Origin of the sequence: Clostridium sp. HGF2 (assembly GCF_964240115.1) — a bacterium.
GTDB lineage: Bacteria > Bacillota_I > Bacilli_A > Erysipelotrichales > Erysipelotrichaceae > Clostridium_AQ > Clostridium_AQ innocuum.
Window position 1 is genome coordinate 1 of sequence record NZ_CAXSSO010000009.1, and the last position, 18,651, is coordinate 18,651.

The following is an 18,651-nucleotide window of genomic DNA, read 5'->3' on the forward strand; positions in this document are numbered from 1 at the left end:
CTCTATAGGAACATATTGATTGTTCTCTATACTGAATACTCTTTTTTTGTCAAGATACCTTAAGTTGATGACATTGCCATAGAGGAACTCCGCTTTTTTGCGTTCCTTTTTGTTATCGGTTGGAGCAAGTCAATTGATATTTCAAAAATGAATACATTGCTACCGCATACTACTTGTAAGGTTTGCAGTCGGTGTATGTTCACGCAAGTATAAGCGGACAAGAAGCAGTATACAGCGGATGTGTATTCCTTTGGCTTCAAGAGCATTGAAAAAAACGTAAAGAAAGTAAATAGAAACACGCCATTCTGGAATACTAAGGAAGTATATGCAGAGAAGGAGGGAGTATGATGAGAATACAGAATAAAGAGCTGTCAGGAGCGATTGTTACGCTGGGATGTGTTCTTTTATCGGCACTGCTGCAGACCTATGTTATACAATCCATGATGCAGCCGATGGGGCTGTTATCAGGAGGCTTTACGGGACTGGCAATTCTGCTGGATCGTATTGCCGGTGTCGCCGGCTTTCCATTTTCCGTTTCTGCAGGAATTCTCATGCTGAATATACCGCTGGCACTGCTTTGCTATCGGGGATTAAGTAAACGCTTTACCCTCTATTCCAGTATCCAGTTTGTCTCCTCCAGTATCTTCCTGCAGCTGTTTCATTTTCAACCGATCTTTCATGATCTTTTGCTGCAGGTGCTGTTCGGTGGCTTTCTGTACGGCTTCAGCGCTGTCATTGCACTGCGGGGGAATGCATCAACCGGTGGTACGGATTTTATTGCACTGTATGTTTCCAACCGTCTGGGGAAATCCATATGGAGCTATGTGTTTATTGGAAATACAATCCTGCTTTGTATATCCGGTCTTCTGTTTGGCTGGCTGTATGCCGGCTACTCCATCATTTTTCAATATATCACAACCAGAACGATTGAAATGTTCTATAACCGTTATGAACGGGTGACCCTTGAAATCATGACCAGAAGCAAAGACGAAGTACGGGATGCCTATATCCGCCGGTATGAGCACGGCATGACCATCATACCGGCTTATGGCGGCTACAGTCATAATCGAATCTATCTGCTGCGAACAGTCGTATCCGCTTATGAGGTGTATGACATCATACAGCTCGTCAGAAAAACAGACCCGGATGTTCTGGTCAATGTGATAAAAACAGAACAGTTCTATGGCTCGTTTTACCAGCAGCCGCTGGAGTAACCATTTGCAGGAGGTTGGAAAAATGATTGCCTTGGACAATAAAAAATTACAGAGCCTGCTATTGACATGCTTATCATTCTTGTGTATTATTGTATTAGATACTTAATACAATAAGCAGATATATTTGATGAAGGAACGTGTGGAGGGCAGTATATGACCTGGAAGAAAAGAAATATCATTATCATAACCATGAATTTTCTTGCCTTGCTGCTGTATATGACAACGATGCTGCAAAGGGAAAATCCGATTGGACAAACACTGACGGTAATCCTGCTTGCCGCTTCCGGCTCCTTACTTGTGATCCGTATGGAAACACACATGGCGTTTCATGCACAAACAAAACAGCTGCAATACCAAAATCTTGATTTGTTTCGTTTTCTTTCCTCAATCATCATCATTGTGCTTCATGTACGTCCCTTCTTCACAGTATCCTATGAAATTGATATGGCAATCAATAATATCATCGGCAGAATCTGTGTGCCGTTCTTCTTTTTCATCAGTGGTTATTTCGCTGCAAAGCAGGAACAGAAAAAGCCGGATTACATCCGTTCCTATATCCGTTCCATGATCCCGGTATATCTGCTGTGGAGCGCAGTGTATCTGCCATGGTCACTATCCCTGGCTGCTCCTTATATCCAGCAGGTATCGGGTCTGCTTTGTACAATTGGGTTACCTACTGCCATACAGAATCTGCTTCTGCTTTTATTGGTTCCTCTGGCAGTGATCGTCGCCCTGTTGTATTCCGGGGTGTATTATCATCTCTGGTATTTCCCGGCACTTCTGCTTTCCATGCTTGTTCTGCGCTGGTGGAAGAGGAAGTATTCCCTAAGGGTACTGCTTACGGTTTCCTTTGTTCTGCTGCTGTTTGGCGCCACAGAGACCTATTACGGCTTTTGCGGTCAGTTTTTCCAATCCCTGCTTCACTATTATTATGCGGTTTTTTTCACAACCCGTAATTTCCTGTTCTTCGCCTTGTTTTATGTCACCTTGGGCTATTGGATGGGAAAGCAGGAGCAGCCCGCTTCTTCTCTGTGCTTTTTAAAGCTGCTTCTCAGTATTGCCGCCTTAGTCGGGGAAGGACTGCTACTGCAGACAACACAGCGTCTGGACAGCAATATTCTGCTTGCCTGTGTGCCGCTGGTTTATTATTTGTTCTCCTGTCTGCTGTATACGAATATCCATGTGCCTCAGCTTTCAGAAATTCCGTTTCGAGCGATATCCAAATACTATTATCTCGTTCATCCTCTGATGATACTGTTTGTCCATGCATGGTTTCCACAGGTGGATTCCTTCTGGATGGCTGTCGCAAAGGTAGTGTGTGTCCTGTGCTGTACGCATATCTGTACGCTTTTGCTTATACATATTAAAAAGCGCTATCCCGCAGTTCCGTTGTGATAGTCAACGGATACCATAAGCAGGCAGGCAGCAGTACTTCCGGCTTTGAGGAACACGTTGCTGTTATAACCTGTATCCATGGTGTTTTTCTCTTGGATACAGCACCAGGGAAATTGCATCTTTTTGATATTTTATTGTCACAATATATAAATTCTGCTATAATGGTAAAGGAAATTTGGAAGGTGATTAAAAATGGGTAGACATTTTGAAGTGCGTGCCGCTTCTATGGCAAAAACCGCTGCGGTAAAAGCAAAACTATATTCCCGTTATGGAAAAGAAATACTGATGGCTGCGAAGTCCGGTGTACCTGATCCTGACATGAATGCTTCTTTGAAGAAAGTAATCGAGCGTGCCAAGGCGAATCAGGTTCCTGCGGATGTTATCAAGCGTGCGATTGAAAAAGCCAAGGGTGGAACGAATGAAAACTATTCTGCGGCTACATATGAAGGATTTGGTGCCGGTGGTCAGGCTACGATCATCATTGACTGTCTGACGGATAATGCGAACCGTACCATTGCAGATCTGCGTGGATGCTTTAACAAGTCACATGCGAAAATCGGTGTCAGCGGCTGTGTTTCCTTTAATTATGAACATGTTGGACTGATTTCCATTAAGTATGATGATGAAGAGGCGATGATGGACGCGCTGATCATGGCTGAGGTTGATCTGAAGGATATCGAAGTCGAGGAAGGTCAGATGACCATTACTGTAGAGCCGACAGAGCTGAACAAGGCAAAGGATGCCATTGAGGAGCTGATTCCTGAAGTTTCCTTTGATATTCTGGAAGACACCATGCTTCCTAACGAATATGTGGAGCTTGAGGGTGAGGATCTGATGCTGTTCCAGCGTTTGGTAACTCTGTTGAATGAGGTGGATGATGTTCAGCAGGTATATCATAATGTACGCAATCTTAACGATTCAGTAGAATAAGAGAAAAGGACGGTGCATGGCATTGTCCTTTTTAAAATAAAGGATTGACAAAAAAAGAGGAAATGAGTACACTATAAGTACATCCGATGAAAAAGAGAGGCTTTGTGAAATGTAGTGCAGAGAGAGGAACAGCTGGTGAGAGTTCCTTCTATAAGTAGCACAGCCGGACACTTTGGAGGAATTATCAGGAAATGGATAATCGTAAACAGCCTGCGTTAAAGGTAAAGCTGCACTCCGTGTGAGTGAAATAAGGTGGTACCGCGTTCCCGACGTCCTTTGTTGGTGGCGCGTTTTTATTTTAAGCTGTCTGTTTTCGGGCAGAATGATAAGGTAATGTATAGAGGAGGTAATGAAATGAGCTATCAGGTACCAAGAGGAACACAGGATATTTTGCCAAATGAAATAAGTAAATGGCACCGTTTGGAAGAGCTGATTCGTCAGTTTACATATGTTTACAACTATCAGGAAATCCGGACACCGATTTTTGAACATACCAATGTCTTTAAAAGAGGAAATGATTCCAGTGATATGGTCAATAAGGAAATGTATACCTTCCAGCTGGAAAACAGCTCCACTTCACTGACGCTGCGTCCGGAGGGGACGGCAGGTGTTGCCAGAGCATTTGTTGAACATAAAATGTATGGATATGCCGATCTGCCGATGAAGATGTACTATGTGGGACCGCAATGCCGCCATGAACGCCCGCAAAAGGGCAGAATGCGTATCTTCAATCAGTTTGGTGTTGAGGTCATCGGTGCCAAAAGTCCGTTGCTCGATGTGGAAACGATTGCACTTGGATGGTCGTTCATCTCGGCGCTTGGCTTAAAGGATATGAAGGTGCTGATCAATACGCTTGGGGATGATGCATCTCGTGCCGCCTACCGTGAGGCTTTGAAGGAGCATTTTAAAAACGATATTGACCATATGTGTACAGACTGCAAGCGTCGCTATGAGCAGAATCCGCTGCGTATTCTGGATTGTAAGGTCGATCATGATCTGGATGTCATGAAGCAGGTTCCCAAGATGGCGGATTATCTGAATGAGGAAAGCAAGGCATATTTTGAACAGGTTCTGGAAGGGCTGGATGCTTTGGGCATTCCTTATGAGGTGGATGACAAGCTGGTGCGTGGTCTGGATTACTATACGCATACCGTATTTGAAGTCGTTTCTGTAAATAAGGAAATGGGGGCGCAGTCAACGGTATTTGCCGGTGGACGCTATGACGGACTTGTTGAATATTTCGGCGGACCTGAAGGAATGAGCGGAATCGGCTGGGCAATGGGTCTGGAGCGTCTGTTGATTGCTTTAGAGGCGGAAGGAATTTCCCTGGTGGATGAGGACAGTCTGGATGTGTATGTATTGTGTCTGTCACCGAAGGCATCCACGACCGTTTTACAGGTCGTGACACAGCTTCGTGCCGCAGGATATCGCACGGATACGGATTATCTGAATCGATCCATGAAGGCACAGTTTAAGACAGTCGACCGCAAGCATGCCAAGGTTGCCATTATGATCGGAGAGCAGGATCTGGAAAGTGGCAGCGCTGCTGTAAAGAATATTGAAACAAAGGAAAAGACGGAGGTGGCATTTGATTCCATCGTTGAGGCAATCGACGCCATGTTCGGTGAAGCAGAGGAAGAACATACCTGTACGTGCGGGGAGGAACACTGTACCTGCCAAAAGGAACAATAGGGAGGCAAGCATATGAATAGAACACATACGAATGGAGAATTGCGCTTGTGTGATGCAGGGAAAGAGGTTACCCTGATCGGATGGGTCGCAAAGAGAAGAAATTTCGGTTCTCTGGTATTTATCGATTTACGCGATCGTACCGGAATCACACAGCTGGTGTTTGATGAACAGCTGTCGGAACAAATCCGTGATGTGCGTAATGAATACATTCTGGAGGCAACTGGCTGTGTCATGGAGCGTAAGGATAAGAACCCAAAGCTGCCGACCGGTGAGATTGAAATTCAGGTCCGTGCCGTTACGATTATCAACCGTGCGGAAACCACCCCAATCATTGTTGCGGATGAAACCGATGCCCTGGAGGATACCCGCCTGAAGTATCGGTATCTGGATTTAAGAAGACCTGTGATGCAGCAGAAGCTGATGCTGCGCCATCGCATCACACACAGCATGCGGGAATATCTGGACAGCAGGGAATTTATCGAAATCGAAACACCGATGCTGGGAAGAAGTACACCGGAGGGTGCGCGTGATTATCTGGTGCCAAGCCGTGTACATCCGGGAAGCTTCTATGCCCTGCCGCAGTCACCGCAGCTTTATAAGCAGCTGTTGATGGTATCCGGCTTTGAACGCTATTACCAGTTTGCCCGCTGCTTCCGTGACGAGGATCTGCGAGCGGATCGTCAGACGGATTTTACACAGGTCGATCTGGAAACCAGCTTTTTAAGTGATGTGGAAATTCAGACAATGATGGAGGAGATGCTGCAAAAGCTGATGAAGGATGTCAAGGGAATGGACATCAGCATACCATTTCCACGCCTGACCTGGACGGAAGCCATGAATCGTTATGGAAGTGACAAGCCGGATAACCGCTTTGGCATGGAGCTGCAGGAAATAACAGAGCTTTTTGAGAACTGCGGATTCAAGGTGTTTGCAGATTGCATTGCAGACAAGGGCAGCATCAAGGCTGTTGTCGTTCCTGGAAAAGCCGGCATGACCAGAAAAGAAATCGATAAGATTACCGAGCTGGCGAAGAAAAACGGAGCCAAGGGTCTGGTAACGCTGAAATACAAGGATGAAGAATTGAGCGGACCAATTGTGAAGTTCTTAGCAGAGGAAGAAATACAGGCGCTCGTTACGCGTTTAAGCCTGAAGAATGAAGACCTTGTTCTGATTGTTTCCGACGCATGGAGAACGACCTGCGAGGTGCTGGGGGCATTGCGTAATCATTTCGGTGCAGAGCTTGGCTTAAAGAAATCGGATGAATTTTCATATTTGTGGGTAACGGACTTCCCGATGTTTGAGTACAGTGAGGAAGACGGTCGCTGGTATGCAATGCACCATCCGTTCACACGCCCAAGAGATGAGGATATGCAGTATATCGACAGTGATCCGGGCAAGGTGCATGCCATTGCGTATGATATTGTTTTAAACGGATATGAGCTTGGCGGCGGCTCCCTGCGTATTTACGACGGTGCCATGCAGGACAAGATGTTTGAGGTACTGGGCTTTACGGAGGAGAAAATACAGGAGAACTTCGGCTGGTTTGTGGATGCCTTGAAATACGGAACACCGCCGCATGGAGGTCTTGCGTTTGGACTGGATCGCATTGCCATGATCCTTTCCGAGAGTGAATCCATCCGTGATGTCATCGCTTTCCCGAAAAATGCGAATGCGAAATGTCCGATGAGTGATGCGCCGACACCGGTGGATGCGGCTCAGCTGGAGGAACTGCATATCGCGCTTACGGAAGAAGAATAGATGAAACATTGATCGATTGCGAAAAACAGTCACACAGCAAATGATGCTTTGTTATGCGGATGAAGACAGTACATCATCGTATGCACATCGATGTATGTGGAACGTAGTGCAGGACCATAGAAAACGAAAGAAAGAGATTTCATGTTATTGTTTGAAGGATACAATAGCATACGAAATCTCTTTTTCCTTTCATATATTCCTTACAAGCTGTAGTATTGTCCTTGCCATGTCTATGATTGCATATCTGTACGGTACCATCATTGGGTGGAAAAAGGGTGGTCATATCGTAGTCGATTTTCCGGCGCCATTGATTTCCAGAAAGCCAAACAATTCACCCTCTCTTACGTGAAAGCTGATATCCTTCACTGCAGTAAAATTCCTGTATTTTTTATTCAAATGGAATACTTCGATCATGTTCATAACCATTCCTCCTCGCATCACCACCTTATAATGAAACCGTTACGCTATGCAATGCGGATAACGGTAAGTGGCACAGCAACATGGGTTGTGGGAAATATACAGGGATGAGTTACAGAAGAAATCTTAACATGAAGAAGATCCTAAGAGCATAGGTTAGAGAAGTTGACTCCCAGTGAGTAAATGAAATGATACATATCTACAGATGTAAGTTTCATAATCCACATTGATAGCTTACCTGAAATTTGTCAGGAATACATGTTTCCTGATAGATACCATCTGCAATTTAATTATTTATGTCTGTTTAACCGAATTACATCATAATTATAAGATAGAGTCAAAAGTTTATGGGATATTTTAAATTAAATGAAAAATATAAAAGAAACATGAAAATTGATATAATCAAGATACAATTCAATACACGAAGATTATGTAATGTTGATAATACGAATGTACTTCTATACCTTATTTAATACACTCTCATATAGTCTGTGTTTAAGATATATGTGAATGATTTTAATACCATAACTTTTTTACTCTAATTAATTTATAATTATATATCGATTAAATTAAAGCTTCATGATATAGTATAGATAAGTTAAATAGTATACCAAAAATACACATAATAAAAAGACTATTCGATTCAATAGTTTATGTCTATATGCGACTTTTGATAGAAAGATTTCGTAAAAAGTATTCGTACATTTTGAGTCTTATTGATAATTCTAATACACTTGTTGAAGAAAATAAATGAATGTTAAGTTAAATCTAAAGAAGTTTGCATTTAAACCTATCTAATTAGTGGAATAAGCCTTAATACTATGGCTTCTCTAAAATGATCTACATACCGAGAATAGGTAGAAGTAGTCAGTAAGAGCTATAGTGAAGTATATGTGATTATTGCATTTATATTTTATATATCATGCGCTGAGAAGGGATATTGTATCCATAATAGAGAAATTAGGGATACAATTATGTATGATATATAATCATCACATGTATTATGGGGGTTATGGTTTTTGTGAAATCAGTTGACTTGAATTCACTTGAAATCTTTAGCAGTAGACCGTGTAAGGTGTGGAGGTGGTGTTGAAATAGAAAGTTAAAATCTTATAAAGAGTAAAATATATGAGAATTCAGTAAACCATTAAGAAAGGACGGCACTATCATGAAAACCATCAATAAATTCTCACTAAAAACTTCAAAGTCAATTTTCTAACTAGAGCATGTATAGTTCTCGTTATTTTAAACAAGCAAGGAGAAATAGATTATGAAAAAATACGTCATAAATTTCTTGTTTTTACTCATCCCGCTTACCTTGCCATTCCTATTTTATTTAAGTAATCTGTTTTACGATTATGAGTATCGAAGTTATTTCTTCGTATATTTTCTGTTTTACATCATATATCTTCTCTTTATCCTTGTTTTTAGAAAACAGGCAGATGTGAGAGTTTTACTTATTGGAACGCTTGAGTATTTCCTCATCATTTTGGCAATGAAAATGTATTACATTATATTCTTCTGGTTTACTGCGAAATTGGATTTTAATCTCATTTCAGTGTTGACGTTATGGATATTATATGGCTATGCTTTTGCAGAGGTTAAAATAGCGAATAGCAGACAGAAGTGATGCTGGCAATCGTTCTGCTTGGTATCATCCTGCAGAAAAGACAATCGATTGGAAGAAAAAAATCATCCGTATATCGATTGCCCTTTTCAATTTGAAAGCCATCATCTGTACGCAGTGTTGCCTTACACGGTTAGAGCTTGCTTTGACAGTCCGCAATTGCTTTATCCTCACGAAAGCCCTTGAATACCGGCTGCCGCAAGCCGCCCTGTTCTGTATACTGCATGAATTTTACTGTTCCTACCAGTGGTGGATCGATCCATACGGCTTCTTCATTTCCGTTGGGAACGCTGGGTAGAAAGCTGGTGTCGGTCTTTTCACTGTGCTCCATCAGATAGGGAAGAGATGCCCCCATGGTCACATGTCCTTTGTATACCACCTGATGGTGTTGGTCATACTGTGCCAGAATAAGAGATACAATGCCTTTCTCCTTGACAATATAGCCACAGACGATAAAATCATCATCCAGCAGATTCTTGCATTTGATCCAGTCCTTCGTGCGCTTTCCACACATATAGCGGCTGTCTTTGCGTTTGGCGACGATTCCCTCAAGACCTCGCTGCTTTGTCAGCTCAAACAGCGCAATACCGTTGGTTTCGATATAGCGGGAGATTGAAAGCCGATCATTTTCCCGAACTGTCTTTTCCAGCAGCTGTTTACGTTTCATGAGCGGCTGATCAATGACGAATGCATCCTTGTGATAGAGGATGTCAAAGGCAGTGAAGCTGGCAGGGAACTGGCGGGAATGCAAACGGATTTTAAAGGGGTCCGAGGTTAAAGTCCGCTTCTGTACCTGAAAGAAATCGGGCTCTCCATCATGAAAAATATACAGCTCACCATCCAGTATGCAGCGCGTTTTTACCTGCCGGTGCAGCTGTGACAGCTCCGGAAATTTTGCATTCAGCTTCAGATTGCGTTTGTTTCTCAACTCGGTGCTGTCTTTGTCAAGATACAATAGACAGCGTACACCGTCCAGCTTCCATTCATAGATGTAATCCTCATCATCGAAGGCCGGCTGCTCCAGCCCGATGAGCATCGGGGAAGCATCTCTGGCAGCAAAGTCCATCAGTGCTTCACGCTCCTGCGTCTTCCCTTGGGCTTCATTTCAGAAAGGGATTGCTGCAGGGCCTCCATCAAATCGACTGGAGTCGCAGTGTCCTGCTTGCGGTCACTGGCATGTACAATATGCTGACCACTGATTTTCTCTTCGATTGCCGCACGCAGTCGTTCCTGAAATTCATCATGGTAATCACCGGGATCAAACGGCTTTGTCATGGACTGAATCAGCTGCTTTGCCATATCACTTTCCGCCTTGACCAGCTTGGGGTGTGCGAAAGCCTTTGGATTCTCGGCAATCTCTTCCTCATAAAACAACGTTTTCACTAAAATGCCGTCCTCACCGGGACACAGTGCCAGCAGGGTTTCCTTTGTGCCAATCACCGTTTTTGCTATCGCGACCACAGACAGCTTTGCCATGGCATCACGCAGTAGCTCATATGCTTTTTCCGCATGCTTTTCCGGTACGGCATAATAATTTTTTTCATAATAGATATCATCGATTTCCGCAAGCTTCGTGAACTGAAGAATCGTAATTGTGCGATCCTTTTCCGCCTTTAAGGCGTCAATCTCCTCATTATCCATAATGACATACTTATCCTTTTCATACTGATAGCCCTTAACGATATCGGCTGCCTTCAGCTCCTTATCGCAATGTCCGCAATATTTTTTATAATGCACCCGCTCATGTGTTTTCTTACAAAGCTGGTTGAAGGAAATATCCACATCTCTGGTTGTACGATACATCTGTATGGGGATATGTACCAGGCCGAAGGAAATGGCTCCCTTATGTGCAACTGCCATTGTTATCACCTCATCATTAGGTTGTGAAATTTCAATTAAATCTATACAAGAAATGCAGGAAGCCAAATATTTGCATTTTGTATGCAATTCTGATAGAATAGCTGATTAAAAATCTTAAGATACCGCAGGACACAGGGGATAAAAGTGGAACAACAAAAAAAATAAAGTCAAGAGTATTATTTTCATTGATCCATGATATACTATAGATGTCCAGGAGGTATAAATTTTTCCTACACTTAGAGATAAGGGACTCCGGATGTTGTATTTTGGTGTGAATACCTGCACATCCTAGGTAAGACTGTAGGGATCCTAAAAAATTACACAGGGGACCCACCTGTATTTACAGGGAAAGATCTCTCCTTCTGGGCACTGAAAAGCAGATGATGAAAATCGTCTGTTTTTTTGTTTTTGCTATAAACATCAGAATGCTCGTTTTAGCGCAGGGTATCTATGATGTTTGCATGCTATGCGATTCTGGAAATTGTTTTCTTACTCCCGCATACCTCGCACTGCTGTACGATCATACATGCTTCTGTAACCTGCGCATGTTTTTACAGTCTCCATGTGAAAGTCCGTGCTATATGAAACCTGCAAGGGCAGTCTGCATATTCACGATATACCATCTGTTTTTAAACTACGCATCGTTTTCTGCGTTTTGTAATTTCCACAGCTAAGAATACCTGCTATAATATTTACAAACGTACGGAGGACAGCTTATGGAGAACAAGGAACGGTTTTTATCAATATACAGGGAGCATATTCATCGGGAGGGCAGTGAGAAGCTTCTGGACTATCTGCTATCGGAGCATAGTGATTTCTTTCGCGCACCGGCAAGCACCCGTTTTCACGGTGCACATGCCCAGGGACTGCTGGAGCACAGCCTGAATGTGTATGACTGTCTGAAGGATTATCTGAGCCGTCCAAGGGTAAAGGAATGCTACCATATGGATTACAATGAGGAAACGATTGCCATTGTGGCTCTGCTGCATGATATATGCAAGATCAACTGCTATAAGGAAAGCACACGGAATCAGAAGGTGAACGGACAGTGGGTGCAGGTTCCCTTTTACGAATATGAAGACCGGCTGCCGTATGGTCATGGCGAAAAGAGCGTCTATATTATTACAGGCTTTATGCGGCTGAGCAGGGAGGAGGCCTTTGCCATCCGCTATCATATGGGGTTCAGCGGAAGTGAGGAGGTACGAAATGTCGGTGCAGCCTTTGAAATGTATCCGCTCGCATTTGCTTTGAGTACGGCGGATATGGAGGCTACATATTATCTGGAAGGGAAGTAGCAGGCGGTCATAGAAAAGGGCAGGAAGCAGGCAAAGCGAAGCTGCGGCAGCTGCAAAAGGATCAAACGTCATAACAAAAAAGTAAGAAAAATGTACATTCCTGTATGTGAGAGAATGCAGCGCCAGTGGGCATTAGCCCTGTGATTTATACGCCATATAGATGTAAGCATACAGTATAAAAGAAGCATACAACGTCAGGAAATACATGCAGGCTGTAAAACATAGAAAAAAACGTCTCTGACGTTTTTTCTATATATCCTTCGCAGAAGAATATGTCTGGAAAATTTCTTTGATTGCTGTTCCATTCATGATGGCTTTGCTTTCTTCCTCACGAATTTTCAAATGACAGCGCTGCTTGGGGGTGTCGCTGTGTGAATAGACGATAAAATAGTTAGCACCGTGGCGTGTTAGCTGCAAATCGCCTTCCTCCTTCAGAAGTACAGACATGGATTTAGCTTTCTCTGCCCTGTGGTCACCCTCCCTGTGCCACAGCTCCACCTGATCCTCGTTATACAGCATCCGGATGAAATTTTTCTGTGCCATTGGATAGCTCCTGTAAAATTCCTGCAGCATATCCTTCATTGCCTGCCGCTCCGTATAGCCGTCGTTGGGACAGGTGCTTTTCACGAACGGAATCTGATTTCGTTCCAGTGCCGATAAAATATCGCTTTCATAGGAATAAACCAGCGGGCGGATAAAGGTGGTGTCTGTTCGCGACATATACATCTTTGGTAAAAACGTTGCCAGCTTTCCGCCGTGTATCGCATTCATCATAAGTGTTTCCACAGCATCATCGCTGTGATGGCCGAATGCCACCTTCGTGCAGTTCAGCTTCTTTGCGGCGTCGATAACCGTTGCCTTTTTAAACTTGGAACATAGGCTGCATTTGATGTTGCCCTCCTTATCTGGATTCCGCTTCAAAATCTCATACACCTGGGAATCAAACTGGTAAAAGGTGATGCCCTGCTGCCGGCAGAAAGCAACAACCTCGCTGAAGTCCATGTTCGGAAAGCCGAGCTTTATATGAATGCCGACCACCTCAAAATTCCTGTCTGCAAATTTTGAATACATGTGCAGCGCAGTCAACAGCACCATGCTGTCCTTCCCGCCGCTCACCCCCACGGCAATCCGGTCCCCGTCATCGATCAGATGGTAGTCCTGATCCGCTTTTCGTATATCGCCTAAGATAGTATGCAGTTCCATTTTTTCACATCCTTTAGAAACCGTTTTATTATACCATGCTTTTTTTCACTTTCACATATTCCTCTCATGATTTGTGAAAAATCTATGGTATAATTAGTGACGGTGATAAGATGGACGGTATTTTACTAATAAACAAGGAACAGAATATGACCTCGCACGATGTGGTGGCACGTCTGCGAAGGATTTTACATACAACGAAAATCGGACACAGCGGTACACTGGATCCGAATGCGACCGGCGTGCTTCTGGTTTTGATTGGCAAGGCCTGCAAGGCGCTGCCGTTTCTGGAGGATACGGACAAGGAGTATATTGCGACGCTGCAGCTGGGCATTCAGACGATCAGTGATGATATCTGGATGGAGCCGCTAAAGGAAGCGCCGATACAGCCGATTGCGGATTTCCAATCGGTTCTGGACAGCTTTCGCGGTGTACAGAAGCAGGTACCGCCGATGATATCCAGTGTCCGGGTGAACGGAAGAAAGCTTTATGAATATGCACGGGAAGGGATAGCGGTAACGCGTCCAGAGCGTGAGGTAACCATATATGATATTGAAGCGCTGGATACGCAGAAGCTGCAGTTTCGGGTCAGCTGCAGCTCCGGAACCTATGTGCGTTCCCTGTGCCATGACATCGCACAGAAAACAGGAAATCTGGGATGTATGTCCTCGCTGGTACGTACAAAGGTAGGGCGGTTTTCCCTTGATGAATGCGTTACTCTGCAAGATGTTCAGGAAGGCCGTTTTCAGCTGCATACGCTGCAGGAGGTGCTTTCCCATTATGAACCGGTGGAATATGAACGGCCTGCGGATATTTATAATGGAAAGAAAATCACATTAAGGTGCGAGGCGGATGATGTTGCCATTACCCACAACGGGAACATCGTTGCTATATATCAGCGTGAGGATGCGGCAGTATTTCGCTGTGTCCGCGGCTTATGGTAGGTGAGGCTATGAAGGTAGTACATATAAATTTAACAGGGACAGCAGTTATCGAAGAACCGCTGACAGCCTGTATCGGCTATTTTGACGGTCTGCACCTGGGGCATCAGAAGCTGATTGAAGAGGTGAAGCGCGTTGCGGCAAGGCGCAACACACGCTGTGCACTGATTACCTTTGATCCCGATCCCTGGTGTGTGATCCGGGGATTGCAGGATATTGCACATATCACGCCGATGAAGCAGCGGATGCGGATAGCGGAGGCGATGGGAATCGAATACTGGATCATTCTTGATTTTTCCAGAGAGATGGCGGATTTGACTCCGCAGGATTTTCATGAGAAGGTGCTTAAGCCGCTGCGTCTGGATACGCTGGTTTGCGGATATGATTTCCACTATGGAAGAAAAGGGGAGGGGGATGCACAATCCTTACATGAACAGACGGATTTCGATGTGCATGTCATCGATCAGGTCAGCAGTGAGCATAGGAAAATCAGCTCCTCGCGTATCGAAGAGCTGATCCAGGAAGGCGATATGGAAAAGGCGGCCCGCTTCATGGGACGCTGGTACGATATGGAGGGAAGCGTCAAGGGGGGGAGTCATGTTGGAAGGAAGAACGGATTTCCAACGGCTAACCTGCGTCTGCAGGAGCTCTATGTCATGCCGAAAAAGGGTGTATATGTGGGGGCGGTCAAGGTGCTGGGGACATGGCACAGGGCGATGATGAACGTCGGTAACAATCCAACCTACAATTACCAGGAAGCAGGATCCATCGAAGCGCATCTTCTGGATTTTGATCAGGACATTTATGAGGAGCCTGTCATCTTCCGGTTCCTGTCCTATATACGGGAGGAACGGAAATTTCCGGATGCACGCGCCCTCGGTGAACAGCTGAAAAAAGACCTGGCAACGACACGTTCCTATTTTGAAAAGGGAAAGGAGTCTGCCCTATGCGATTAAAGGTATTTGACACAATTGATGAAGCATTAGCCCTGCTTTCTGAAAACAATGAATTCTATCATGAAATAGAACGGGAGATTGAACAGTATCTGATTGCGGTATTTAAGGAATCCAGTGAAATGATCATTGATATCAATTCGCGTGTGAAGTCAAGGGAGAGCCTGCGTGAAAAAATCATCCGCAACCGCTTTTACGTGGAGAATGACAGTGCGCAGGGAATTCTGGATAATCTAAGTGATTTGATCGGCTTTATCATTGAATGCCGTTTTATTGAGGATGAATACAATGTGCTCAATAAAATACGGGAAACGCTGAACATCCGTAATGAAGAGGATGGCTTCTATTATAATGAAATCAATCCGCACTTCTTTCTGGACTGCGCCTCACGGCAGCCCCAGATTCAGAAAAACGGCTTTGCAATCTATCGTATTGACGGCTATTATCTCAAGGACGGACAAAAGGTCAATGTAGAGCTGCAGATCAAGGCGCTGGTGCATTCCTTCTGGGGTGAAATCGAGCATAAGCTGGTGTATAAAAATACGAATTATTATGTGTATGATGATTTCATGAAGGATCTGCTTGCCAGCATCAAGGCCAATCTGACCATTACCGACCGGCAGCTGAACATCATATACAATCAGATGCAGGAAACGTCGCTGAGTGATGCGAGTATCACGGAAACCAGCTTTGAAAAGCAGATTTCCAAGGCCATCAATGATTTGTTCGCACTGAAGATGAACGAATCCATCGGCTTTACGATGAATCTGAAAAGTGTGTCTACGATTCTGGGACATTACATCTTTATCAAGGACATTCGCTTTGACGGCGGAAACAATGACCGTATCTCCTCCCTGTTTCGTACCTTCAAGAAGCTGAATTCCATTCAGATGGATTTTGAAAATGAAATTCTCATGGATGCGGATTTCTATTCCAAGGATATGTTTGTGCATATTCTGGGGAACTATCTGATTTCCGTGCTGAACCGCGATTATGACTGGTTCGTCTTCTTTAAGATGCTGTTCGCCATCGAGCCGGGAAATAATATGGAGGATTTCTGTCTGTTTTTAAATGTAATCAAGAATTATCTGGTCGACAATTACTGGCTGAATACGAGCTTTGTCCGTCTGCCGATGGATCAAAGCGACCTGCTGCATGAGGAATGTGCCCGTATTCTGGCAAACTCCCTGTGTGAAATCGGTACAATTGATATCATTCACGATGATAAAATGGTCGCCATCAACAAGGCGTTTGTCCGCTTTATCGAGGAGCTGGAGAACCGTGTGATCTCCTATTCCGATTTCATGCAGTACCGCAGTGCCTATTATGAGGACTGGATGCAGCGCATGAACAATATTTTTCAAAAGTGAATTAACAGGTATAAGAGGTGTCCTTCCTGCATAGGGTGTAATAGCAAGGAGGGCACTTTTTATGAATAAACAAGCACTTGCATTTCTGACCATGTTCTCTCTGATTCTGATGCTGTCTGTCTACTATGTGACACTGCCGGCGGATTCCACCAGTGTCATGGAGGAACAGGCCCCTCAATCTGATAAAAAAGCAGATAAGGAAAACACAGCAGCAAAGACAGAGGATGCTCAGGGCAAGACGGAAGAAGCACAGGAACAGAAGAAAGATACATCAGAATCGGCAGATGGTTCAACAAAGCTGCAGGACAGCATCAATCAGAAAAAGGAAGAGGAGATCAACCGCAATTCCAGTGTGGTTGCGGATACCAAAAGCGATGACAGTGCAAAGAAAGAAGCACTTGCCGCAATCGATGAGCTGAAAGATGAGAAAAGCATGCAGAAAAGCGTGGCTGACCTGTTGAAGAAGGATGGCTATCAGACAGCTGTGGAAATCAATGGAGATACGTGTATCATCTCGGTGTTTGAACAGAAGGATGATAAAAATGTTGCGAAAACGATCATGCAGAAGGCACAGGAAGCTACAAATCACAAATATTTGATGGAAGTTACTTTCAAATAAGAAATCTTTTTGGTATAATAAGCCTAGAAGGTGATGAAAATGGCTCAAGAGTATATTGCATTAAAGGAACGAAACAATGCAGGTGTAATCGCACTCAGCAAATCTGCATTCCAGACGATTGCAAAAATCGTTGTCGAAGAGGATGAAAACATTCGGCTGGCGGACAGCGCTACACCGTTTAAATATCCGATCAGCTGCAAGATCGTGAATGATCAGCTGATTTTGTCGATCGACATAAAAGTAAAGTACAGCGTAAACGTAAATGAAGAATCAAGCAAAGTACAGAGTAAGATCTTTGAAAATATTGAACATATGACCGGGTATACACCGGATATCATCGATATCCACGTCGTTGGCTTTATCTTTTAAAGAAATCCGTACGGATTTCTTTTTTTCATGAACAGAAGGGAAGTGTAAGCATGGCGGTAAGTCTTGAGGACTGCCTGGTAATCGGAATATCCAGCCGGGCATTGTTTGATCTGGATGATGAAAACTACATATATGAAACCAAGGGATTACAGGCGTATAGCGAATATCAGCTGGCGCACGAGCAGGAAATTCTGAAGCCGGGCAGCGGATTTGCCCTGGTGAAGGCACTGCTGAAGCTGAATGAGAGCAGTAAGAAGCGAAGAGTTGAGGTATTGATCATGTCACGCAACAGTGCGGATACCTCGTTGCGTATCTTTACCTCGATTGCCCATTACGGACTGGATATCACCCGGGCGGTGTTAAGCGGCGGAGGACCACTGACCGGCTATCTAAAGGCATTCGGTGTGGATTTGTTTTTAAGCGCCAATGAGGAGGATGTCCGTTCTGCCCTTGCGGCCGGTTTTGCGGCGGGACGCATTTATACCAATGCGATTGAGGGCTATGATCCGCTGCAGGATATCGCTCAGATCCGGATTGCCTTTGATGGTGATGCCGTGCTGTTTTCAGATGCGAGCGAACAGATATTTCAAAAGGACGGTCTGGAGGCATTCGCAGAGCATGAAAAGGCATGTGCCCGACAGGTACTGCCGGAGGGACCCTTTGCGCAGTTTCTCAAGACGATTGCGGCCCTGCAGAAGGAATTTGAAGGGCATGCGCCGATACGCACCGCCCTTGTGACCGCACGCAATGCACCGGCGCATGAACGGGTGATCCGAACTCTGCGTGCATGGGATGTCCGTATTGATGAGGCCTTTTTTCTGGGTGGCATTACAAAGCGCGAGGTACTGAAGGCGTTTGGTGCGCACATCTTCTTCGATGACCAGAGCAGCCATACCACACCTGCCAGCAGTGTTGTGCCGAGTGCACAGGTTGTGTATGGGGATGGAAAGTGAAAAAATTAGCAGGAGCAAAGACTGCAAAGTAACAGGCAAATATGATAAAATAAGAAAG

At 44.4% G+C, this 18,651-nt stretch carries 15 protein-coding genes and 1 pseudogene; 12 read left to right on the top strand and 4 right to left on the bottom strand.

The genetic code is table 11. The annotated features are described in order from the left end of the window. Window positions 1–344 precede the first annotated feature (344 nt). The 5 genes from ACESPQ_RS14900 (at window position 345) to aspS (ending at window position 6,989) form a co-directional block, all read left to right on the top strand. On the top strand, window positions 345–1,214 hold the full coding sequence (locus tag ACESPQ_RS14900; protein ID WP_373144532.1) for a YitT family protein: 870 nt from the start codon (window positions 345–347) through the stop codon (window positions 1,212–1,214). 153 nt (window positions 1,215–1,367) lie between these two features. Next, window positions 1,368–2,609 carry an acyltransferase gene (locus ACESPQ_RS14905; RefSeq protein WP_257376306.1) on the top strand — a complete coding sequence of 414 codons (1,242 nt, stop codon included), beginning with the start codon at window positions 1,368–1,370 and terminating at the stop codon, window positions 2,607–2,609. Window positions 2,610–2,801: 192 nt separating this feature from the next. Further along, on the top strand, window positions 2,802–3,539 hold the full coding sequence (locus tag ACESPQ_RS14910) for a YebC/PmpR family DNA-binding transcriptional regulator (protein WP_008817259.1): 738 nt from the start codon (window positions 2,802–2,804) through the stop codon (window positions 3,537–3,539). Between the two features lie 354 nt (window positions 3,540–3,893). After that, entirely contained in the window at window positions 3,894–5,231 is a 1,338-nt protein-coding gene (gene hisS, locus ACESPQ_RS14915) for a histidine--tRNA ligase (protein ID WP_118001870.1), read from the top strand. Between the two features lie 12 nt (window positions 5,232–5,243). Continuing rightward, on the top strand, window positions 5,244–6,989 hold the full coding sequence (gene aspS, locus ACESPQ_RS14920; RefSeq protein ID WP_109770072.1) for an aspartate--tRNA ligase: 1,746 nt from the start codon (window positions 5,244–5,246) through the stop codon (window positions 6,987–6,989). 282 nt (window positions 6,990–7,271) lie between these two features. Here the strand turns inward: aspS and ACESPQ_RS14925 are convergent. The 3 genes and pseudogenes from ACESPQ_RS14925 to ACESPQ_RS14935 all read right to left on the bottom strand — a co-directional run. Then, a pseudogene (locus ACESPQ_RS14925) lies at window positions 7,272–7,409 on the bottom strand (ABC transporter); the annotation flags it as partial. Between the two features lie 1,757 nt (window positions 7,410–9,166). After that, the gene (locus tag ACESPQ_RS14930) at window positions 9,167–10,099 is read right to left on the bottom strand and encodes a DNA ligase (protein WP_373144533.1); all 933 of its coding nucleotides are present in this window, start codon (window positions 10,097–10,099) and stop codon (window positions 9,167–9,169) included. Next, window positions 10,099–10,893, bottom strand: a complete 795-nt coding sequence (locus ACESPQ_RS14935; protein ID WP_109770067.1) for a Ku protein — start codon at window positions 10,891–10,893, stop codon at window positions 10,099–10,101. Before ACESPQ_RS14935 ends, ACESPQ_RS14930 begins: the two co-directional genes overlap by 1 nt. A gap of 716 nt (window positions 10,894–11,609) precedes the next feature. Between ACESPQ_RS14935 and ACESPQ_RS14940 the strand changes: the two genes are divergently transcribed. After that, complete coding sequence (locus ACESPQ_RS14940) at window positions 11,610–12,188, top strand: HD domain-containing protein (RefSeq protein ID WP_009587410.1); 579 nt, start codon at window positions 11,610–11,612, stop codon at window positions 12,186–12,188. Window positions 12,189–12,437: 249 nt separating this feature from the next. Here the strand turns inward: ACESPQ_RS14940 and ACESPQ_RS14945 are convergent, their stop codons facing one another. Then, the gene (locus tag ACESPQ_RS14945; RefSeq protein WP_109770065.1) at window positions 12,438–13,391 is read right to left on the bottom strand and encodes a tRNA 2-thiocytidine biosynthesis TtcA family protein; all 954 of its coding nucleotides are present in this window, start codon (window positions 13,389–13,391) and stop codon (window positions 12,438–12,440) included. A gap of 110 nt (window positions 13,392–13,501) precedes the next feature. Here ACESPQ_RS14945 and truB point away from each other — a divergent pair, with 110 nt between their 5' ends. From truB to ACESPQ_RS14975, 6 genes are all read left to right on the top strand, one after another. Further along, entirely contained in the window at window positions 13,502–14,332 is an 831-nt protein-coding gene (gene truB / locus ACESPQ_RS14950; RefSeq protein ID WP_065531334.1) for a tRNA pseudouridine(55) synthase TruB, read from the top strand. Between the two features lie 8 nt (window positions 14,333–14,340). Continuing rightward, the gene (locus tag ACESPQ_RS14955; protein WP_009587448.1) at window positions 14,341–15,285 is read left to right on the top strand and encodes a bifunctional riboflavin kinase/FAD synthetase; all 945 of its coding nucleotides are present in this window, start codon (window positions 14,341–14,343) and stop codon (window positions 15,283–15,285) included. Next, complete coding sequence (locus ACESPQ_RS14960) at window positions 15,276–16,652, top strand: GTP pyrophosphokinase (protein WP_109770063.1); 1,377 nt, start codon at window positions 15,276–15,278, stop codon at window positions 16,650–16,652. The genes ACESPQ_RS14955 and ACESPQ_RS14960 overlap by 10 nt, the downstream gene beginning before the upstream one ends. Window positions 16,653–16,713: 61 nt before the next feature. Further along, on the top strand, window positions 16,714–17,271 hold the full coding sequence (locus ACESPQ_RS14965) for a SpoIIIAH-like family protein (RefSeq protein ID WP_002609025.1): 558 nt from the start codon (window positions 16,714–16,716) through the stop codon (window positions 17,269–17,271). 39 nt (window positions 17,272–17,310) lie between these two features. Continuing rightward, complete coding sequence (locus tag ACESPQ_RS14970) at window positions 17,311–17,640, top strand: Asp23/Gls24 family envelope stress response protein (RefSeq protein ID WP_002609026.1); 330 nt, start codon at window positions 17,311–17,313, stop codon at window positions 17,638–17,640. A gap of 50 nt (window positions 17,641–17,690) precedes the next feature. Then, window positions 17,691–18,593: a 5'-nucleotidase gene (locus ACESPQ_RS14975; RefSeq protein WP_008817244.1), complete on the top strand. Its 903-nt coding sequence runs from the start codon at window positions 17,691–17,693 to the stop codon at window positions 18,591–18,593. The last annotated feature ends 58 nt before the right edge of the window (window positions 18,594–18,651 follow it).